Raw genomic sequence first — 21432 nt, 5'->3', positions numbered from 1 at the left:
TAAATAACTAAACCGAATAGAGATGAGTACGTCAGAATGTATTCAATTTTGGTCTGTGATTATAACCGGTATTGGAGTTCTGGTTGCTTTGGGCGCAATAATCTGGCAGTCAAATCTGACTCGTAAGCAAATGAAGCTAAATTTCTTTTCTGAATACACCAAAAGGTACCAGGAGATCATGCTAAACTTTCCGGAGAATATCAATGAGCCTGATTTTAGCTTTGTTAGCTTATCAACTGAGTCAAGAAAGAAAACTCTGCGGTATATGAGAGCCTATTTTGACTTGTGCAGTGAGGAGTACTACCTAAGTAAGACCGGGGACCTTGATAAAAAGGTTTGGGTTGAATGGGAAAGTGGGATCAAATATGCCTTCTCCAAGAAGGCTTTTAAAGATGGATGGCATCTTATTAAGCTTGACAGTCAGTTTTATGGAGATTTTGTGAAGTGGGTAAATGAAGAAGCGATTAAATAGTGATTATTTGGTATGTTGAATAGCGCTTAGGATTCAAGAGTCAGAATAGTAATAAAATTCAAGCATATGCCAGAATATGAAATTGCACATGAATTTATGGGATGGAGGTATGTTCAGGACACATCCACCAATCTGAAAGCCGGGTTACAGGTAATTCCTCCTTATGAAAGGCCTAGGCCAAAAGCGCTTTACAAATTTTACAGTTTAAGTGACTACAATTTGGATGCACTACAAAATGGATATTTGTATGCAGCACATCCATGGGAGCTAAATGACAAGTTCGATTGCTTTGACGGGTTGATTGATTTAGACACTGTGGAGGATCGGTTTGTTAGATATTACTACCAAATATATCATGAAGAAATTGAATCCGAAGAGCACTATAATTGGTTCAAAGCAAATTTTAGAAAGTTTTTCCCAATTTCTCTTTACTCTGGATTTGGTATTGTCTCATTAACAGAAAACATTGCAAATCCAATTATGTGGGCACACTATGCTTCTTCAAACCATGGTTTTGCCTTGAAGTTAAAGTTGAAACATCTTCATGACAAGCTGCTCGGTCCTTTCCCGATAAATTATCAGGAAGAATGGGAGCCATTATCATTAAAAGCACCTGCAATTACCTTTTTGTATTTGACAAACATCAAATCGAAGAACTGGGAAAAAGAAGAGGAATGGAGATTAGTCGGACTTGGAAAAGATATGTCGACACCTGGACATATGGAAGACGAGGAGTTTAAAAATAATCGGAAGTTTCCGTATCCCAAGGAAGCTATTGAGGAAGTTTTATTAGGTAACATGTTTACAGATAAAATGCGGAAGCATTATGATGAAAAGCTTGGAACAGTAGTTCTGGCTTTAACTCCGAACGTAGCATATGTTGAACAAAAGGCGCAGGTTTTAGAGTTTATTGCTAAAAATGGATTACAGGCATCATATACTTATCCAGACGTTCAGAATCGGAACTTTGCCTTGAGTCAAATCAGAATCAGGCTAGAACAGGTTGATAAATACACTTTTTTGATGCATGAAGCGATGTAAAATTAAATACCAACAGCAATGGGAGTTAATGACCGTTATCATAACCTGCCACAAGTTTTGTGATTTTTCTTATAGCTATTCATTCAGAAAATTGTTTTAACCGACATGCAACTAACCATCCACAGACAAGAATTATTAGATCAGCTCAACCAAGGTTCTATCACAGTATTGAAGTATTGGGAAGAAATTAAGAAATTCCCTCGCCCTTGGGATACAAAAGAATGGAAAGAGAAGAGAAAAAAAATTATCAAGAATGAATGCGACAAATGTGGTTCAACAGAAAACCTTTTAATCCAACATGGCTGGAAACCACAATACAGCGCAATTAGAAGGGAAATAACGGCCAAATATATAGAAAAGGCAAAAGCATCTTTTAAAAAAGAAAAAAAATCGTCCTCACGTCCTTCGACTAATAAAGGACGCGGGACAAAGGTAGAGCAATGTCCCAATTGCAGTTCTTGTACATTGTCCAGGAGAAAGACAAAGAAACCAACCTTTAAGTGCCTTAAATGTAATCACGAGTTTGATAAACCAAACATTATTGAGGCAATTCTAACAAACAACGGATACGTTGATATTAACAGGAATCCTGAAATTTATCAGGAAAAGGCAAATGCCAGTGGCGAATATGTTTTTGTTGGGCAATATTTGGAGAAGAACAAAAACAATATTGACATCGAGGCAATTAATGTACTTCACCGTGCTCATATGAGATATGTTTCTCTAAAAGGTGTTAAGACTTATTGCAAGAAATGTGCTTTCACAGAGGATAAACGCCTCGGGTTAACCTCAAAACATTCAATTGGGCATGGTAGGAGTATCTGGAATAAATGATGAGGGAAGTATCTACCTCAAAGCTAAAGTAATAATAGACAGTTGTTTGGAGATATTATAGGATAAATATTTGTTAATTATGCTTTCAAACAGCACGTCTAATGTTGACAAAAGGCAGTAAAATACCTTAATTTGTCAACAAACAATCCAATTATCATGAATAACACTTTTGCACAACGGATCTACTCTGCCCGGAAAATGGCTGGGCTAAGTATGGATGAGTTGGCTTCTTTGTCAGGGCTTAGCAAAAATGCTATTTCCCGATACGAGAAAGGAATCATGAAACCAGACAGTGCCAATCTGTTAAAATTAGCTAAGGCTCTAAAATTAAAAGTAGATTATTTTTTCCGAAAGTCATCAGTTGAACTTCAAGAGGTAGCTTTCCGGAAAAAAGCAAAGTTGGGTATAAAATCGGTTGAATCCATAAAATATCGGGTGATCGATCGCTTGGAAAAGTACCTGGAATTGGAAGAAATACTCATGATCAACAATGAGTTTGTCAATCCTATTGCCAATGCCTCAATTCATAGAATTGAGGAAGTAGAATGGTCGGCAGCCCAAGTGCGTGAAAAATGGAATTTAGGACTTAATCCGATTACCTCGATTGTTGAGATGTTGGAAGATAATTTCATTAAAGTTGTAGAGGTTGATGAACCGATGGAATTTGATGGTCTTTCTACTTTCGTGAATAAAAAGATCCCGGTTATTGTGGTCAACCAGAACTTCCCAGTTGAGCGAAAGCGCTTCACTTTATTGCATGAGTTAGGACATTTGTTACTGTCATTTGCAGGTCATTTCACTCAAAAGGAGATTGAATCGGCCTGTAATCGCTTTGCAGGTGCGATATTAGTTCCCAAAAGCAAAATGATATCGGAGTTGGGTATTTCGAGAAAGAAGATTTACGCCCAGGAATTGGCGGAAATCCAAAAAGAATGGGGGATTAGCATTCAAGCAAGTATGTATCGTGCACGGGATCTAAACATTATTTCACAGTCGAAACTGTCACAATTTTATTTTGAGTACAATACCAAACAGCCTTTTAAAGACTTGGTAGATGAATCTCGCTATCGGTCCGATGAAGCCTCTTTCCGGTTCAATCAATTGTTGTATAAAGGGCTTGCTCAGGAGTTAATATCTTTTAGTAAAGCCTCTGTTCTCTCGGAACAATCTGTTAACACATTAAAAACTTCACTCAATTTTGTTTAATGCAGATTGTCGTCAGCGATACCAATATCTTCCTTGATTTGATTCATGCCGAATTAATCGACCTGTTTTTTCAGATGCCATTGGAGGTTCACACGACTGACTTTGTGATTAATGAGATTGAGGAACCAGATCAGGTCGAGATTATTGATAATTTGATCGGAGATAGTCGGCTCTATGTGGCTAATGCTACATTTCAAGAGCTGGAAGAGATTAATACTCTACAAGAATCCGTCAGAAAGCTCTCGATCCCGGACTGTTCCGTTTGGCACTATTCAAAGAAAAATCGTTATACACTTGTTACTGGAGACAATTTGCTACGAAAAACCGCATCGAAAGATCAGGTTTCTGTCAAAGGTGTTTTGTTCATTTTTGATGAATTGGTTCGTTTGAAATTATTAGCACCGGGGCAGGCTACAATCAAGTTGAAGTTTTTGCTGGAAATAGGAAGCCGATTGCCCAAAGATGCTTGTGAAGAGCGGTTTGATCAGTGGGGAGATTAATTTTAAGCCGTTAGTTTCTTTGATAGCTATTTCTAGCGACATGTCTGTCAAGGAGTAGTTGACTATTTCGGTTATATTATGTAATTTGGATGGATAGAAATTTGCAATTTACTAACCGTCTTCTTTATGAAAACTAATACTTGCTTCTGTAACCTGGATATTATTACCGACCCTCCCCATTACGACCAAATAGAAAATTCAACGTTTTTTGTGAGGAATGGCAACTATCTCTTGTCTCCGTTGGTTTTTGCTAGAGAAAGTGGAGCCTATTGGATTCATATCCGCCGGACCAACGTGGAACCACCTACCTATTAAATAGCTGCGATTAGTTAACGATTTTACAACTACTTAAATCAAAATAACGAACATGGCCCACCTGACAAATCTTGATCGCCTTGAAGTTGTAATTGTATACTGCAACAGGCTATTTTCTTATTTAGAAGGAATTGATGAATTTGAGTTAGAGAGCGATTATAAAAATGTTGATGCAGCAAGGTACTGTATTCATAAAATTGCAGAAGTACTTTCTAATATTCCAAAAGGCTTTATCGTAAAGCAAAATCTTATGTCAGAACCCGATTGGTCTTTGTTTTGTCTTTTGAAAGATGATAGAATTTATAGTGATGAAAATATCTGGGAAATAACTTTTGGGGACGATGCGAGTTTTAAAGAATTTCACCCCCGATTTATTGAGGTTCTCAAAGAACTTTCGGAAACTGAAGAAAACGGAGCCGACCAGAGAGATGAGCATCCAAAGAAAACCAATACACCTCGAAAAAAGAAAAAGAAGAAGAAGCTCAGTAATATGCCCAACAACAGTGAAATCTTGAGGAGGCAACTTGGATTTGAAAGTGATGACCCTAGTGAGCATTTTAACTTTGAAAGTGAAGAAAAGTATCCGACTGAAACCAGGTAGTCGGTTCGTCCGGTTCGAAGCGATTGGTCCTATTGGAAGAAGAAATAATCAACAGTCTGAAGCCTTTTAATCTCTTTGAAAATGCATAACAGCGATCGAGTCCTGGAATAATTAGAGGGAGATTGGCGAATCGGAAGAAAATGTGGGAAATGTAAGAGCCAGACAAGAGAGGAGTTAGGAATAATCATTTAAACAGAAAAAACTAAATCAACTATGACGAGCACTATTGGTACCACAATTCACGACATTGAAGATTCAATTCAGACTTATTTACAATTTATTCAAACTCAGGAATACGACGAAGCCTATAAGTGGAAGGCATTTGAACATTTCAAGCATAACTTCGACCTCGATCATCCTAAGTTTTCAGAGATGCTGAAAAGCGCATTGTCGCAAACCAAAAATCTGCTGGCAAGCCGGAACTATTATCCAGCGAGGATGATTGTACAAATGGCGGAACAATTGCCTGAGGAAACGAGACGTGCATTTATGCGACTGTATGATGAATCGCAGGACATAATTGGTCGAATCAATGAATTTAAACAATTCTCCAAAGACGCAGTTGCTCAAATAAGACCTGGTGAAAAAATAAATGATTATCAGGATGATCGAGCTATTGCTGTTTATCTTTCGCTGCGCTATCCTGAAAAATATTTTTTGTATAAAGCAAGGATGTTTGGTCAGTTTTGTAAAAACCTTTCCATTACCCCACCTGATGAAGAGCCGTTGGTGAGATATTGGAAGGTATGCGACGAGCTAAAGCCGGTTTTATTTGAAAACCCTATGATGAGTGAGCTCTTGGAGAAGAAAATCAACGAACTTTCAGAAGGTGCAAATGCCAATATTCTTGTTCAGGATTTCATATGGATTCATTCATTTAAAAAAGTAGCTAATCCCCAATCTAGCGTCGCCGCAAATGATCAGGGAGATGTCAGATATTGGCTCTATTCTCCGGGCCCCAAGTCTGTTTACTGGAATGAGTTTTTCAATGCCGGGATCATTGCAATCGGTTGGGATGAGCTTGGTGACCTGTCAAAATATGAGCAAAAAAGTGAGCTGGTGAAAAAGCTTCAAGAGTTATCCGGAAAGGAGAATCCGGGATCGATGAAAAATGATGCCACTGCTTGCTATGAATTTGTTCATGCGATGAGTCCCGGAGATGTAATTGTGGTGAAAAATGGATCGAAGCAATTGGTGGGCAAGGGAGTTGTTCAGTCAGATTGTTACTATGACGACGACAGACAATATTATCGGAATGCTCGAAAAGTTAAATGGTTGAAGAAAGGGAATTGGGATACCGAGTTTCCTCTCGCGATTAAAACATTAACAGATGTTACACCCTATCAGACAGCACACCCCGATTATGAACTATATTATGAACGATTAATGGCGATTATGGATGGTAATTACACTCCTTACGTTCCGGATGCAGAAAAAGAGTTAGTAGCAGGTCATCCGTTGAATCAAATTTTATACGGTCCTCCAGGGACCGGAAAAACATACAACTCTGTTAGTCATGCAGTAGCGATTATTGAAGATAAATCGATTGAAGAGATAATAGATGAGAGCAAGGGGAACCGGGAAAGCGTGCTAAAGCGATTTAATGCCTATAAGCAGACCGGACAGGTAGTCTTCACAACCTTCCATCAGAGCATGAGCTACGAGGATTTCATCGAAGGGATCAAGCCAATTGAGATTGAGGGCAAATTGCATTATGAGGTAAAAGCAGGTGTATTTAAGGAAATCTCAGAATTAGCACATCAAAATTTTAAGCAATCATCCTCGGGCAGTTCAGAACTACCATTTGAGAAAGTTTGGACCGATTTCTTAAAACCGCTTTCAGAAGAAGAGACGGCCATCGAGGTTAAGATGAAAAAGTCTACCTACAAGATTACTGAAGTCAATGACAGAACCATATTTTTTGAAAAAGACGCTGGAACAAGCAAACATTCATTAAGTGTTGGAACACTGAAAAATATGTACCTGGCTCGTCAGAATGATATCATTAAGGGAGGTTTGCAACCTTACTATGAACCTCTTTTGAATGAATTGCTGAAACGGGGTATCACAACTGAAAAAGTAAACCGGAAGAACTTTGTTTTAATCATTGATGAAATTAACCGCGGAAACATTGCTCAAATATTTGGTGAGTTAATTACTTTGCTTGAGCCGGACAAAAGGATTGGTGCCTCAGAACAACTCACAGTAACCCTTCCGTACAGCAAGCAAAAAGATTTTGGGGTTCCATCCAACTTGCATTTGATTGGAACAATGAATACGGCAGACCGTAGTGTGGAAGCTCTGGATACGGCGTTGAGAAGGCGGTTCACTTTTACTGAGATCTTGCCAGATCCTGAAATCCTTAGAGAAAGTAGTTCATTGAATAATAACGGTGAGCATGATTTGCCTTTTACTCTTGACGATCTGGTTGAATTAATGACTATCATCAATCTCCGCATTGAGAAGCTTTTAGATAAAGATCACACTATAGGGCATAGCTATTTTCTGTCCGTAGCCTCGCTGGAGGATTTAAAAGCTGTGTTTCAGAACAAAATAATCCCGTTATTGCAAGAGTATTTTTATGGTGATATAGCAAAAATTGGCTTAGTGCTTGGTGAAGAGTTTTTTGAAACGAAGGCGCAACAAGAACTAAACATTTTTGCAAAATTCAGTCACGATGCACTTGATGACTTTATAGATAGAAAGGTTTATAGACTGAGGCAAACCTGGTCGGATGATGAAGATTTTATTGCTGCCATTAACGATGTGATTCGTCCTAATGCTTAAATCCAAAAGAAATACGATAACGGTTTTTGAACACCAAAGCTTGAAGTTAGGGGTCAGCAAAGAGCTAACAATTCAGCATTTGGAAGCTTTGCAACGCTACCATGGGAAAAAAGGTAATTGCTACTTTAGTTTGATTCACAAAGGGGTCAAGTTCAATCAGCATGTTGGCGTAATTCAGGTTGGAAATCTAACAATTGAGGTTTTACCTAAAACTGATGGGGGAAATCAAAACTATTGGCGGGAAATTCTGATCGGCATGTTGAGATCGGTGGGAACCCTAAAAGTAGGTCAGGCCGGGACAAGCCATCTCAAGATCAGGTCAAATTCCATCCTTGACTTATGTTTCGAGTTGTTCATCACAGAGCTTGAATCGTTATTACATCAGGGCTTGACTAAACAATACCGCAGGATTGAGGAGAACAGCACATCGCTAAAAGGCAAATTGAAGTTTGCACAACAGCTAAATTACAACCTGATTCATAAAGAACGATTTTTTGTTAATCATCAGACCTACGATGGGAATCACATATACAATCAGATACTATTTGCAGCCCTTGAATTGACCCGTTCAATTTGCAACGCTCCGTTGCTGTCAAGTCGCATTGGAGCAGTGAATCTGGCATTTCCGAGTGTAGATAAAATCAAAGTCAAAGAATTGACATTTTCCAGATTGAAATTTGACCGAAAGTCTGAATCTTATCAGCAGGCAATTGATATTGCCCGTATGCTCCTGCTAAATTACCATCCCGATATCAGTTCTGGCAATTGCAACGTTTTGGCGTTGATGTTTGACATGAATGTTCTTTGGGAGAGCTTTATCTTATCCAGTTTAAAGCGTTACGCTATTAACGGCACATTGGCGCTTGGGAAAGTGAGAAAATCGTTCTGGAAACCTGAGAACGGCTCCAAAGCAAGTATTGAACCGGATATTGTACTCAAGAAGGGAGACCAAACTATTATTTTTGACACCAAGTGGAAAATTATCAAAAACAATCGCCCATCGGATGATGATCTGAAGCAGATGTATGTTTACACGAATTATTACCAGTCGATTCACACGGCCCTGGTTTATCCGGCTACAGGTAATTCCTCGATCAGAGGAAATTTCTATCATGAGCTGAATGGAAAACTAGATAAGCCCTGTTCCATAATCCGTATTCCCCTACCAGATGAGACAAATCAAATTAGGCAGTGGCAACGAGAAATTTCTAACACGCTATTCAATGTTTAGCTTGTTTCTATTTTCCGTTATTTATTCTTTGTTTTCATGTCGTGAAATTGATAGTCATTGAGTTGTAATATAGGTTATTAACGATTACTTTTATCTAAAGTAGATCAATGTAGATGCGATGGCAAAAGGAATTAAAACTGGAGGAAGAAGAAAAGGTACCCCAAATAAAGTATCAGGTACAGTAAAAGAAATGATCACTCAGGTGATTTCTAAAGAGCTTGAATCCTTACCCAATTTGATGACTAAACTTGAACCCAAGGAAAAGCTAGACGCGATCGTTAAACTAATTCCATATTTAATTCCCAAAGCGTCCAGAGAAGATGAGCAAATTAAGACTCCAGCAGAAAGACAGAATGAGCTGGTAAGCCACATTGTAAGACAAATGAATATCAACAAAGCAAAACAATCAAATAGCGGTTAATTTCCAGTGCTTTGTAGTCTCGAAGTCAAATATAGTCTCTCTAGTTTTTCATTGTTTTTCTGCTCGCTTGGCTGATCAAAGATACTTCTTAAAAGACTTTTGCTACCATTAAGATATTTGATTTGGATGAAGCTTGAAGTGTCCTACTAACTTTAATATGTTTTCCCTTTCTTTTTCATATAATTCCCAATCAGCTCTTGTTTTATTTTCTTAGGGTATCCAAATATTAATTTGTAAACTTGTGTTAATGATTCCTAATAAATCATCAAAGGAGAATCTTGGAAAGTAAAGGGAAACATATTTTTAATCGATTCAGGAAGGAATTAACTCAAGAATCTTTCACGGAATTCTTTGATTATTACTACTCTAGAATGGTCCATTTTGCGGTGTTAATTGCTAAATCTGAGATTTTAGCAGAGGAAATTGTTCTTGATGTTTTTCTTAAGCTATGGGAACAAAAAAGGACAATAGCCTCAATCAGTAATATTGAGACTTATTTATTTGTTTCAGTCAGGAATACTGCGATAAACACACTCAAGAAAGACCAAAAGTTTGTTGTTGATATGCTGGATGATGTCTATATTCAGTTGGCAGATTATAAAGCCTCAGCCGAAAATTTGCTTATAGAGAATGAAATGTTGGAAGCATTGAATGTTGCAGTCAACAATTTGCCATCAAGATGCAAGATTATTTTTAAGTTGATTCGTGAAGATGGATTTAATCGCAATGAAGTGGCTCGAATTCTTAATGTATCAGTCAAAACCGTAGATAATCAAGTTGTAATAGCGGTTAGGAAAATTGCAGGACAACTGAATATCGATTTGGCTAATCCTCAAAAATCAAGAGGCTTAACGGCCTTTCTTCTTGCACTATAATCATGCCAGGGACCGCATTATTGTTTTTGATGTTCTTTTTCAAAAAAAAATCAAAATCCTTTAGGGAAATTTGAAGGAAGTTTTGTCCTTACATTAAATTCATCATTTGTAATGAAAGATATTGCCTTAATCGTTGCGAATTACCTATTGAAAAATGCTAGTAAGGATGAAATAGAAAGTCTTGCTGAGTGGAAAAACAGATCCAACAGAAATTTGACTTTTGTGAAGCTCATGGAAGAGTATTGGAACTATGTCGGTGAAGAAGAAACGAATAGTAGAATAGACATAGCTCGTCAGCGTTTATTAACACGCATAGATGCAACAAGTCAATATGAAGCGCAAAGATTGAAGCCTGTTTCGTATTTGATCAAAATTGCAGCTACAATTATTCTCATTGTGTCTATCGCAGGACTATCCGTTTATATTGCATCTGAAACAGGTTTTTTTACTCAAAAAAATTGGGTGGTTGTATCAACAGAGGCGGGACAGCAAAGTAAGGTTACACTCCCAGATGGTACAACGGTCTGGCTTAATGCGGACACTGAAGTTAAATATTCTACAACTAAGGATGAGCGTATGGTCAAACTATCAGGAGAAGCTTATTTTGAAGTGGAGCATGCTCCAGATTTGCCTTTTGTTGTTGATATGAGAAATGTGTCCATAAGAGTGCTTGGAACAAAGTTTAGTGCTTCTCATTACCCTGATTCCAAGATGACTGAGGCGACTCTGCTAACCGGAAAGATTTCCATGACTATTCAGGAAATTAGTCAAGATATAGAACTTCAATCCGGTCAGAAAGTAGCATATGATTCAAATAAAACAGGTTTTATTAAAACAAGCGTAAGAGCAAAGGATCATGTGTTGTGGCGATATGGTATTCTCGTTTTTGATAACGAGTCATTTAATGATTTGATTCAAAAGCTTGAAAGATACTACGCTGTCGACTTTATCTATGAAGAAAGCGATTTTGAAGATATTCATTACACCGGAAAACTTGATAACCTAAGCATTGAGAAAGTACTTGAGTTTATTAACCTAACAATACCTGTTGCCTATGAAATAGACAATAAAACGATCAAATTAAATTCAAAATGAAATTTTAAAAAAAGGTGACACCCGCGCCAACGAATGATCACCTTTTTGTGAGTCGATTTAATAATTATAAATCTTTACAAAACTATGAAAAAAAAACGATTATGTGGTTATCCCGCGAGAGTGGGATGGACTGAAATTCTACGAATTATGAAGCTAACATCTTTTTTGATTTTGCTTTTTGTTCTCGATGCATCGGCGTCTCTCTATTCGCAAAACACGAAAGTTTCTATAAGAATTCAGAACGGTATCTTAAGCGAAATTTTTCAAGAAATTGAAGAGCAATCTGAATTTAGATTTTTCTATCAGAATGAACAAATCCAAAATATTGACAGGAAAACAGTCAATGTTAATAACCAGAATATTGAGTCTCTTTTAGATGACTTGCTTAGTGGAAGTGAAGTCGCATATAAAATTGTTGATCGCCATGTGATTATTTTCACAAAATCAGATGAAGGCAATTTGAATGATATTCAGCAAGCTAGGACAATTAGAGGCAAGGTGACTGATTCCACCGGTTCTCCGCTACCAGGAGTTACAATTTTAATAAAAGGAACAACTCAGGGAACCATCTCCGATTTTGATGGTAATTATACCTTGGCGGGGGTATCTGGTGATGCAACACTTGTGTTCTCCTTTGTGGGGATGCGAACCCAAGAGATAGCAGTTGAGAACCAATCCAGTATTAATATCACGATGGATGAAGATGCGATTGGCATTGAGGAGGTTGTCGCAGTTGGATATGGAACCCAAAAGAAGGCTACTCTGACCGGAGCTGTTTCAGCGGTTAAAGGAGAGGATATTGTTGCTACAAAAAATGAGAATGCTCAGAATATGCTGACAGGGAAGATCTCGGGTGTGCGTGTTACACAAAAAACAGCAGAACCTGGCTCTTTCAACAATAATTTTGATATCCGGGCAATGGGAAACCCATTGATCATTATTGATGGGATACCACGTACAAACGACGATTTTCAACGCCTCGATCCGCATGATATTGATAACATTTCGGTATTGAAGGATGCGTCGGCTGCAATTTATGGTGTCCGCGCCGCAAATGGAGTTGTGTTGGTTACCACTAAAAGAGGAACCAATAACAAAGTTGAACTTAATTATTCAGGGGCATTTACATGGCAAATTCCTTCAGGACTTCCTGCAACGGTAGATGCCATTGAGTATATGACGCTTCGGAATGAAAGAGCGATGCACAACATCAATGGAGGCTCACCAATTTTTAATGATGAACAGTTTGAAGATTACCGTTCGGGAAGACTGCAAAGCACTGACTGGTATCCTTTGGTTTTTAACGATTATGCCCCTCAAACAATACACAATTTAAATGCTACCGGAGGCAATGATAAAACGACCTACTATGTTGGTCTTGGTTACCAATATCAGGAAGGCTTTTTTAAGTCGAGCGACTTGAAATACAATAAGTACAATGTACGTTCAAATATCTCAACAGAAATCACTGATCGCTTGACTCTTGATTTAAACTTAAATCTGATTATGGATCAGCAGGATAGACCTTATCAAGACTCGTGGTGGATTATTCGTGGGTTTTGGCGGCAAGGAGCTCACATTCCTGCTTATGCCAATGATGATCCGAGCAGGCCTTACCATGGGTTGATTGAAGGAGATAACCCAATTTCCTTTATGGACAAAGATATTGTTGGTTATAGGCAGTTCAATAAGAAGTGGATTCAATCGTCAGCCTCTTTGCAGTACGATATCCCGGGAATTGAAGGCTTGTATATAAAGGGCCTGTTTAGTTACGACTACTATGTTTCCAGTACGAATATCTTCCAACGTGAGTACAATCAATATCGGTATGATGAGGCTTCGGATACTTACTCTACCTTTACTCGCCAGTCGCCAAACAGAATTAGAAGAGAAGCATATTTTAAAACACAGATGCTAGGTCAGGTATCGGTGAATTATGAGGCAACGTTCGATCAGCATCGGATAAATGCCTTGGTTTTGGGCGAAGGCCAGAAGAGAGAAAGTGATAACTTCTATGGTCAGCGTGATCTAGTACTTCAGTTACCGTATCTTTTTGCTGGAATTGCAGAAGGACAACTAGCGTCGATGAATTCAGGAGCCGATGCTCTCTATGAGAATTCGAATCTTGCCTTGGCAGGGAGGTTCAATTATTCATATAGCGATAAATATTTGGCGGAATTTCTATTCCGCTATGACGGATCATCCAAATTTGGAGCAGGTTCACAGTGGGGATTCTTTCCCGCAGCCTCATTAGGATGGCGAATGTCAGAAGAAAACTTTTTTAGAAACTCGGGAACTTTTGCATTTGTAAATCAATTAAAGTTTCGAGCGTCTTATGGTAAAACCGGTGATGATAATGCCTCAAGCTATCAGTTTATTTCTGGTTATAATTATCCGACCAGATCTGATAGAAGGAATTTTACAGGAGGCTACGTCTTCGATGGAAGTTTCAATGCAAGTGCTGATAACAAAGGTATTCCAAACCAGTTTATAACTTGGTACACGGCTAAGACCTTTGATGTTGGGGTTGATTTTGAAGGATGGGACGGTTTATTGGGAGTTACCGCAGATTATTTCAGCAGACATCGTGATGGATTGTTAGCCACTCGAAGTGGAGGAATTCCAACCGTAGTCGGTGCTGGACTTCCTCAGGAAAACTTAAATAGTGATCGCACTTATGGTTTTGAACTTGAGCTTTCACACCGAAATAAGGTAAGAGGTTTTTATTACAATATGAAAGGGATGTTCTCCATTGCTCGCGTCAAACGCTTATATGTAGAACGGGGAGATATTGGAAGCTCCTGGAGTAACTGGAAGAATAATCAGAATGATCGCTTGCAGGGAGTTCACTGGGGGCTACAAGGCGATGGTCAGTTCCAATCATGGGAAGAAATCTGGTCAAATCCGACCTATATCGGACGTTCGACTATTATTGGAGACTATAAATATGAAGATTGGAACGGCGATGGAGAGATTAACGGGAACGATGTTCACCCAATTCGGTATAATCAGTATCCCTGGATGAACTTTAGTTATAGTTTTGATGCGAACTACAAAAAATTCGATCTAAATTTTTTGCTACAAGGGTCGGCAATGAGCTCTGTGATATATGGAGAACAACTTCGTGAACCCATGTGGGGAAGTGGAAATTCAGGCGCCATGGAGCAATTTATGGACAGATGGCATCCCGAAGATCCCAAAGCTGATCCATATGACCCCGCTACAGAATGGATCGCAGGTCACTATGCATACACAGGTACCTTACCCAATGTGAACTCTACCTTTAATGTAGAAAATGGAGCCTATCTGCGATTGAAGAGTGTGGAGTTGGGATATTCTCTTCCGTCTCAGTGGCTAATGAAAGCGGGTATCAAAAACTTACGTGTTTATGTAAACACTTACAATCTCTTTACATTAACCAAAGTTGACTATGTAGATCCGGAACATCCGAATGATACCTACGGTTATTTGTATCCGTTGAATAAAACTGTTTCTGCAGGTTTAAATGTTAAATTCTAAACGAAATCTAGCTATGAAATTAAAATATTTGATATTAGCACTAATGGCTTTTAGTAGTGTGATTATTTCCTGTAATGACTACTTAGATATCCCACCGATGAACGTCGTACAAGATAAAGATCTGTTTACCGACGCAACAGGCATGGCTGTTTATATGTCGCGTATGTATAGTCAAATGCCATTTGAGGATTTTAAATATTCTCCTGCGCGTCAGTTTTTTGATGACTGGTTGGTAACGCCTGGGGCAAATTCAGGGGAGTCGATCGGTCGCGATGCGGGGACAGCTATGACATCAGAAGGTTGGGCCAGAAATGGAGCTTATTGGGGAAGAGCGTTTAATCTGCTTCGTGATGCCAACCGTTTACTTGAAACTTTGCCAGAGTACCAGGCAAACTTTAGCGAATCGGACTACAACCATTTCATTGGGGAAGCATATTTTGCCCGTGCGATGGTGTTTTATGCCTTGGCAAAGCGATATGGAGGAGTTCCGTTAGTCACAGAAGTGTTGAAATATCCTGATAATCCAGCCGAGGAGCTTGAGATACCGCGTTCAACAGAGGAGGAAACCTGGAATCAGGTGTTGGTTGATTTTGATATGGCTATTGCAAATCTTGCTGAATCAAGTCCCAAACGTGGTTATGCAAATAAGTATGTTGCCTATGGGTTTAAATCTGAAGCCATGTTGTTTGCTGGCTCTGTGGCTAAATACAACAATATAACTGGTTTTGGACAGAAAACGGATGTACGTGTGATTGGGTTCGATCCAAATACGGCTGCGACAGCTTCGAAAAAATACTTCAGAGAAGCCTACAATGCATCCCGCGAGGTCATGAAATCGGGAAAGTATTCCTTATATAAGAAAAAGTGGTCTCCCAATGACAAAGAAGCTCAGTTTCAAAACATGGTAGATATGTTTTTTGATGTTTCGAGCCCGGAGAACATCTATATTAAAGAATACAGTTATCCCGATTTAGCTCATGGCTATGATTCTTATAATATCCCACGTCAGTTAATGGGGGGTAATGGATATTCTGCCGGAAACTGTCCAACTCTTGATTTTGTGGAACTATTCGATGGATTTGAGAAGAATGAAGATGGAACAATTAAGGTTTTCGATGAGAATGGCAAATACATTTTATTTGACAATGTGACTGATATCTTTGCCAATGCAGAGCCACGGCTTCGCGCTTATGTAATATTTCCGGGTGATGTTTTTAAAGGTGAAGTCATTGAGATTCGTCGCGGTATTTTTACTGGCGATGCGTCAAATGGGATTGATCCTTTGAGAGTAGTCAATGGAGGTGCGCCAGATTATACGGTTTCTGGACCATCGAACTATAATCAGGTGGATGCATATCGAGCGGTAGGCGATTTTGCCGGGCAAAAAGCGCTTTTCCTTTCACAGAATGGAAACACTCACGAAACAGTCGAATTGCCGGATGGAACGATAATGAACGCTGGAGGAAAGAGTGGTCCGTTTACTTCGGATGGTACTGCTGCAATGACTGGATTTGCGGTGCGTAAATGGCTGAACCCGAATATGCCACAAAGTTTGGTGCTGGAGGCTCGTTCTGAACAACACTTTATCCTAATGAGATATGCTGAAATTCTTTTGAATGCAGCAGAGGCTGCTGAAGAGTTATTGCTTGCAGGTGAAACAGCTCCAGCGGGAGATGATTTTCAGCAGATTGCCTTTGACGCTATCCAGGATATCCGGGAAAGAGCAGGAGCCGAAATGTTGACAAGTGTCGCTGAACTAGATTTGGACGTTATTCGTAAAGAACGAAAAAAAGAGTTGGCGTTTGAACACAAAACACTTTGGGATATACGACGTTGGAGAACGCAGCATTCAGACATGTTGAATGGCTATACGCAAGAAGATGGAGCATACTACAAAGGATTGTATCCATTCTATTCTTCAACGACCGGAAAATATTTTTTCGATGCTGGCTTAGACGAAGGCCGACGCCGCTTCCGTCTTTCAGAACAGGAATATTATTTCTTAATTCCTGGTGGTGAAGTATCTAAGAGTCCTGTGATTGATCAACAACCAGGCCGTTAATCTAATCTTAAAATTGAAAGAGATGAAAAAAATATTTTATGGCATATTGTTTTGCTTAGCTGTAGTTTCCTTCAGTGCATGTGAAATTGACAATTTTGATTTGCCTGAGGAAACCATAAAAGGCAGGGTTGTGGATGTTGCTACCGGAGACCTTGTTCTTACTGATCAAGGTAGTGAGGGCACACGGATCCGACTTCGTGAACTTAGTTGGACTGAGACTGAAGTTCCTGACAATTTTGATTTCTGGTGTATGAAGGAGGGAGTCTTTCAGAATACGAAAGTGTTTAAAGGTCATTATAATGTTCGGATTGATGGTGCTTTTATTCCATTGGTGAGAACTACCAGTTCCGGAGACACCATTGCTGATGAATCAAAGTATGTTGACATCTCAGGAGTCACTGAAGTAGAGTTTGAGGTTCAGCCATTCCTTAAATTGGAGTGGGTTGGTCAGCCTGCTGTAAGCAATGGAAAGGTTACTGCCCAGGTTAGAGTGACACGAGGAGTTAGTCCTGCTGATTTTAGAGCAAAAATTCAACCCATGGGCGGGTACAACGATGATATGTTGAATGTGACTGATCTTCGCTTATTTGTTAGCCAGGTGCCACATGTTGGATACCGAGAATGGGATAACAGGTATACGACGCAGATAAATTATGATGGAGATTCATTCGATAACCTTTTAGGACAGGTAGTTACAATTACTACAAATGGAGAAATACCTGCAGGCAGAACAGTTTTTATTCGGGCTGCTGCTCGAATAAATTATGCGACCGAAAATATCAGGAGACATAATTATAACGAAGCAATCAGAGTAGAAATTCCTAATTAGTTATTATTAATTTTGGAATGAAGTCATTTCGGCTTTTTGAAAGTTCGGAATGGCTTCTTTCTTTTAGCAAACAAATAACAATGAAATTTAAATCAATTATATATAGTATATTGGGAGGGCTTTTTTTTGCGTCTTGTTCAAGTTCTGAGCCAGCAGAAAAAGTAGTTCCTGAAAAAAGAGAGAAGACCGCATTTCAGACCTCTAATCCATGGAAGCCCGTGATCGATGTTAGGGCGGACGTTGCCATTGTGTATAGCGTTCGGGATCATCACCGTAACAATGGGATGACATTTGAGGAGCGCGTGCAAACCTGGCGGGACAGAGGCTATGTCACACATTTTATGACGGGCATAGCGTGGGGGGAATATCAAGATTATTTTACCGGGAAATGGGATGGTGAGCCACATTTAGATGAAGGTCAGGTAACACAGCGAGGAGACACCATTTGGCACGGAAGGATGGTACCTTACATCGTGCCGTCAAAAAATTTTATCGAATATATTAAAGAGACTCAAATTAAGCGGGTAATTGATGCCGGGATAGACGCCATTTTTCTGGAAGAACCCGAATTTTGGGCACGCGCTGGATATAGCGAGGCATTCAGAAGAGAGTGGAAGGAGTATTATGGATTCGATTGGCGTCCACAGCATGAGTCTCCCGAAAATACCTACTTGTCAAATAAATTAAAATATCACCTGTATTATAGGGCTTTAGATGAGTGCTTTTCTTATGCCAAAGAATATGGCAAGAGCAAGGGGATGGATGTGCGATGCTATGTGCCAACCCATTCTTTGGTTAACTACTCTCAATGGCAGATTGTGAGTCCCGAAGCGAGTTTAGCATCTTTGCCATCGGTGGATGGTTATGTTGCACAGGTGTGGACCGGGACTTCCCGAACACCCAATTATTTTGACGGAAAGCAGAAGGAAAGGGTTTTTGAGACAGCCTATCTTGAATATGGTTCAATGGAATCCATGACGGCCCCGACTGGAAGGAAGATGTTTTTTTTAACCGATCCCATTGAAGATTGGCCGAGGGACTGGGTAGATTACAAAAAAAACTACCAGGCGACATTTACAGCCCAGTTGCTTTACCCGAACATTGCGGATTATGAAGTAATGCCATGGCCAAACAGAATTTACGAAGGCCTTTATAAAACCAGTGCAGATAGTGACAAGAAGGAGCGGATTCCTCGTTTTTATTCCACGCAGATGCAGGTTATGGTCAACACATTAAATAGTATGCCGTTGTCTGATAACAAACTGTCCGGATCTGAAGGAATCAGCGTGTTGATGGCGAATTCGTTAATGTTTCAGCGTTTGCCAACACATCAAGGGTATGAAGATCCCAGTTTCTCAAATTTCTATGGTCAAGCTTTACCGTTTTTGAAACGTGGTGTTCCTGTTAAAACAATGCATTTGGAAAATGTTTCTTACCCGGAAACCTGGAAGGACACCAAGGTTTTAGTTATGTCGTACTCGAATATGAAGCCTGCTGATCCAAAGGGCCACGAGTACATCGCGGATTGGGTAAAAGGTGGAGGTGTCCTGGTTTATGCGGGCCGCGACATTGATCCATTTCAATCTGTTCAGGAGTGGTGGAACACCGGAGAAAATCAATACAAAACTGCTTCCGAGCATCTGTTTGAACTGTTGGGTATTGAATCTTCTGGAGAAAGCGGCGAATATAAGTTTGGAGAAGGTACAGTATATATTCTTCGTCAAGATCCAAAGGAGTTTGTGTTGGAGGCTGACAGGGATGACGAATATGTCGGTATCGTTAAGCAGCTCTACGAGGAGACCGCTAAGGCAGGAGAATTGGTCTTTAAGAATAATTTTTATCTGGAGCGTGGCGCTTATGATTTAATCTCGGTTTTAGACGAAAGTGTAAGTGATGAACCGTTTGTGCAAACCGGTCGGCTAATTGATTTATTCGATCCAAAATTACCAGTCGTCGATGAAAAGACTGTAATGCCCGGAGAGCAGGCTTACCTTTTAAATGTGGATAGAATTGAGCAGCAGGATAAGCCTCAGGTTTTGGCCGCCGCATCTCGTGTTTACGATGAGGTAGATACAAGAACTAGCTATTCTTTTATCACGAAAAGTCCGTTGAATACAACCAATGTTATGCGTATCCTGCTGCCAGATACACCAAAGACCTGCCGTGTATTTGATCAGGAAGGAACAGAGTTGAACAATGTTTCGTGGGAGTGGGACGAGGAAAGTAATACTGGTTTGTTAGGATTTGAGAATGATCCCGATGGTATCAAAGTAGAAATTAAATGGTAGATGAAATTTCACGAATTTTTCAATGGGGTAGTAGTATGTTTTGAACAGAATATGAGATTGTACCCCATGTGTTTGGCACATGGGGGCTTTCTTAAGGAGTTAATAGTCTATTAATTGAGTATTCATTGTAGGCATGCTTGTCGAATTGAAAATCAACCACCATTTGTGAATTTGTTCAGGTTGAGCTTCTAAGCGTTAAGAAAGAAATTTTGTGTAGCTCACCAAACCAACTAAAAATAATGATCGCATGAATTAAATCAAACTAAATCTTTTCGTTATGAAATCATCAGCAATTTTAAGTTTCGTGGTATTATTTACTTGTATTGGTGTGTCAGCGTTGTGCCACACTAACAATGCAGAATCTATGACTGAAGGACCCCAAGATCAGGTAGATCGATTTTTGGGGCAATGGACTTTTGATTTTGGAAATAGGGCTGTTGGTTGGCTTCAAGTGAGGCAGGAAGATGGATATTTAGATGCTGACCTTATGTGGGGTGGTGGAGGCGTCTTTTATGGCTTGCCTTATGTTTATACCGCTGGAGATGTTTTATATCTTGGACGAAATCCTCGTCAGGCAACTTTGACCAAGGCCACTCAGGGAAATGCAACATTTACTCGCGACTACCCAACATGGATTGAATTAAAGCGTGATGGTGATAAAATCACTGGATTTTATTTAAGCCCAAAAGTTACCGGGCTTGGAGTGGATTCTGTTTTTATTGATGGGACGAAACTTCCTGATGTTCCTCCGGCGCCGGATTTGAAGAGCTTAAAGTATGGAGAACCAGTTCAATTGATTAAAAACAAAAATAGCCTTGAAGGATGGCGACTGATTGAGGATCACCTGACAAATGGCTGGTCAGTAACAGATGGTGTTTTAACGAATAATCCGGTTCAAAAAGAAGGAATGCCTCCTATTCGGTATGGGAATCTTAGAACCGAGCAGGTATTTGAGGATTTCAATTTGAAGCTTGAGGTTAATGCGCCTCCAAGCAGCAATAGTGGAGTTTATTTACGTGGCATATACGAGGTGCAAGTAGCAGATTCGTATGAGCGTCCGCTAACATGGGGTGGTAGTATGGGCGCTATTTTTACAAGAATTCTTCCCTCCGTAAAAGCGGAGAAGCCAGCGGGTGCCTGGCAGACCTTGGATATCACCTTGTGTGATCGCCATGTAACTGTAGTGCTGAATGGCACTACGATTATAAATAATCAACCTGTTTATGGTGCAACTGGTGGAGCGATCCAGTCTGATGTGTTTGCTCCAGGGCCCATATACCTTCAAGGAGATCATACCGGAATATCGTTCCGTAATCTGGTTCTTACTCCAATCATTGAATAATTGGCAATTATTAA

General features: G+C 39.6%; 17 protein-coding genes. All 17 read left to right on the top strand.

The features are described 5' to 3' along the window. Positions 1-22 precede the first annotated feature (22 nt). The 17 genes from ACRD6K_RS06760 (at position 23) to ACRD6K_RS06680 (ending at position 21418) form a co-directional block, all read left to right on the top strand. A complete protein-coding gene (locus ACRD6K_RS06760) occupies positions 23-472 on the top strand; it encodes a hypothetical protein (protein ID WP_430972631.1) in 450 nt (149 codons plus the stop codon). 66 nt (positions 473-538) lie between these two features. Next, entirely contained in the window at positions 539-1513 is a 975-nt protein-coding gene (locus ACRD6K_RS06755; protein ID WP_430972630.1) for a hypothetical protein, read from the top strand. A gap of 105 nt (positions 1514-1618) precedes the next feature. Further along, positions 1619-2347, top strand: coding sequence for a hypothetical protein (locus tag ACRD6K_RS06750; RefSeq protein WP_430972629.1), 729 nt, complete (start codon positions 1619-1621; stop codon positions 2345-2347). Positions 2348-2503: 156 nt separating this feature from the next. Beyond that, positions 2504-3553, top strand: a complete 1050-nt coding sequence (locus tag ACRD6K_RS06745; RefSeq protein WP_430972628.1) for a helix-turn-helix domain-containing protein — start codon at positions 2504-2506, stop codon at positions 3551-3553. Further along, positions 3553-4053, top strand: coding sequence for a PIN domain-containing protein (locus ACRD6K_RS06740; RefSeq protein ID WP_430972627.1), 501 nt, complete (start codon positions 3553-3555; stop codon positions 4051-4053). Before ACRD6K_RS06745 ends, ACRD6K_RS06740 begins: the two co-directional genes overlap by 1 nt. Before the next feature lie 126 nt (positions 4054-4179). Then, positions 4180-4368, top strand: coding sequence for a hypothetical protein (locus ACRD6K_RS06735; RefSeq protein ID WP_430972626.1), 189 nt, complete (start codon positions 4180-4182; stop codon positions 4366-4368). Positions 4369-4420: 52 nt separating this feature from the next. Continuing rightward, positions 4421-4969 carry a HepT-like ribonuclease domain-containing protein gene (locus ACRD6K_RS06730; RefSeq protein WP_430972625.1) on the top strand — a complete coding sequence of 183 codons (549 nt, stop codon included), beginning with the start codon at positions 4421-4423 and terminating at the stop codon, positions 4967-4969. 213 nt (positions 4970-5182) lie between these two features. Then, the gene (locus tag ACRD6K_RS06725) at positions 5183-7756 is read left to right on the top strand and encodes an AAA family ATPase (protein ID WP_430972623.1); all 2574 of its coding nucleotides are present in this window, start codon (positions 5183-5185) and stop codon (positions 7754-7756) included. A 40-nt stretch (positions 7757-7796) separates the two neighbouring features. After that, complete coding sequence (locus tag ACRD6K_RS06720) at positions 7797-8987, top strand: McrC family protein (protein ID WP_430972621.1); 1191 nt, start codon at positions 7797-7799, stop codon at positions 8985-8987. A gap of 118 nt (positions 8988-9105) precedes the next feature. Further along, positions 9106-9408, top strand: coding sequence for a hypothetical protein (locus ACRD6K_RS06715; protein WP_430972620.1), 303 nt, complete (start codon positions 9106-9108; stop codon positions 9406-9408). Positions 9409-9686: 278 nt separating this feature from the next. Next, positions 9687-10283 (top strand): RNA polymerase sigma-70 factor, encoded by a 597-nt coding sequence (locus ACRD6K_RS06710; protein ID WP_430972618.1) that lies wholly within the window; start codon positions 9687-9689, stop codon positions 10281-10283. A gap of 111 nt (positions 10284-10394) precedes the next feature. After that, positions 10395-11378 carry a FecR family protein gene (locus tag ACRD6K_RS06705; protein WP_430972617.1) on the top strand — a complete coding sequence of 328 codons (984 nt, stop codon included), beginning with the start codon at positions 10395-10397 and terminating at the stop codon, positions 11376-11378. Between the two features lie 84 nt (positions 11379-11462). Continuing rightward, positions 11463-14897 (top strand): TonB-dependent receptor, encoded by a 3435-nt coding sequence (locus ACRD6K_RS06700; protein ID WP_430972616.1) that lies wholly within the window; start codon positions 11463-11465, stop codon positions 14895-14897. Between the two features lie 13 nt (positions 14898-14910). Then, positions 14911-16959, top strand: coding sequence for a RagB/SusD family nutrient uptake outer membrane protein (locus tag ACRD6K_RS06695; protein ID WP_430972615.1), 2049 nt, complete (start codon positions 14911-14913; stop codon positions 16957-16959). 22 nt (positions 16960-16981) lie between these two features. Continuing rightward, positions 16982-17788 (top strand): DUF3823 domain-containing protein, encoded by an 807-nt coding sequence (locus tag ACRD6K_RS06690; RefSeq protein WP_430972613.1) that lies wholly within the window; start codon positions 16982-16984, stop codon positions 17786-17788. 17 nt (positions 17789-17805) lie between these two features. After that, positions 17806-20076: a hypothetical protein gene (locus ACRD6K_RS06685; protein WP_430972612.1), complete on the top strand. Its 2271-nt coding sequence runs from the start codon at positions 17806-17808 to the stop codon at positions 20074-20076. 277 nt (positions 20077-20353) lie between these two features. Beyond that, positions 20354-21418 carry a 3-keto-disaccharide hydrolase gene (locus ACRD6K_RS06680; protein WP_430972611.1) on the top strand — a complete coding sequence of 355 codons (1065 nt, stop codon included), beginning with the start codon at positions 20354-20356 and terminating at the stop codon, positions 21416-21418. The last annotated feature ends 14 nt before the right edge of the window (positions 21419-21432 follow it).

This window comes from Sunxiuqinia rutila (assembly GCF_050589705.1).
Lineage (GTDB): Bacteria > Bacteroidota > Bacteroidia > Bacteroidales > Prolixibacteraceae > Sunxiuqinia > Sunxiuqinia rutila.
The sequence above is the reverse complement of the archived record's forward strand: the minus strand, read 5'-3'. Positions and strand labels throughout refer to the sequence as shown.

What these genes read in the sequence shown, in the direction of transcription:
- ACRD6K_RS06680 (WP_430972611.1), top strand. Translation starts at nt 20,354, where the DNA reads ATGAAATCATCAGCAATTTTAAGTTTCGTGGTATTATTTACTTGTATT.
- ACRD6K_RS06725 (WP_430972623.1), top strand. Translation starts at nt 5,183, where the DNA reads ATGACGAGCACTATTGGTACCACAATTCACGACATTGAAGATTCAATT.
- ACRD6K_RS06750 (WP_430972629.1), top strand. Translation starts at nt 1,619, where the DNA reads ATGCAACTAACCATCCACAGACAAGAATTATTAGATCAGCTCAACCAA.
- ACRD6K_RS06715 (WP_430972620.1), top strand. Translation starts at nt 9,106, where the DNA reads ATGGCAAAAGGAATTAAAACTGGAGGAAGAAGAAAAGGTACCCCAAAT.
- ACRD6K_RS06685 (WP_430972612.1), top strand. Translation starts at nt 17,806, where the DNA reads ATGAAGTCATTTCGGCTTTTTGAAAGTTCGGAATGGCTTCTTTCTTTT.
- ACRD6K_RS06730 (WP_430972625.1), top strand. Translation starts at nt 4,421, where the DNA reads ATGGCCCACCTGACAAATCTTGATCGCCTTGAAGTTGTAATTGTATAC.
- ACRD6K_RS06690 (WP_430972613.1), top strand. Translation starts at nt 16,982, where the DNA reads ATGAAAAAAATATTTTATGGCATATTGTTTTGCTTAGCTGTAGTTTCC.
- ACRD6K_RS06760 (WP_430972631.1), top strand. Translation starts at nt 23, where the DNA reads ATGAGTACGTCAGAATGTATTCAATTTTGGTCTGTGATTATAACCGGT.
- ACRD6K_RS06695 (WP_430972615.1), top strand. Translation starts at nt 14,911, where the DNA reads ATGAAATTAAAATATTTGATATTAGCACTAATGGCTTTTAGTAGTGTG.
- ACRD6K_RS06755 (WP_430972630.1), top strand. Translation starts at nt 539, where the DNA reads ATGCCAGAATATGAAATTGCACATGAATTTATGGGATGGAGGTATGTT.
- ACRD6K_RS06705 (WP_430972617.1), top strand. Translation starts at nt 10,395, where the DNA reads ATGAAAGATATTGCCTTAATCGTTGCGAATTACCTATTGAAAAATGCT.
- ACRD6K_RS06740 (WP_430972627.1), top strand. Translation starts at nt 3,553, where the DNA reads ATGCAGATTGTCGTCAGCGATACCAATATCTTCCTTGATTTGATTCAT.
- ACRD6K_RS06700 (WP_430972616.1), top strand. Translation starts at nt 11,463, where the DNA reads ATGAAAAAAAAACGATTATGTGGTTATCCCGCGAGAGTGGGATGGACT.
- ACRD6K_RS06745 (WP_430972628.1), top strand. Translation starts at nt 2,504, where the DNA reads ATGAATAACACTTTTGCACAACGGATCTACTCTGCCCGGAAAATGGCT.
- ACRD6K_RS06735 (WP_430972626.1), top strand. Translation starts at nt 4,180, where the DNA reads ATGAAAACTAATACTTGCTTCTGTAACCTGGATATTATTACCGACCCT.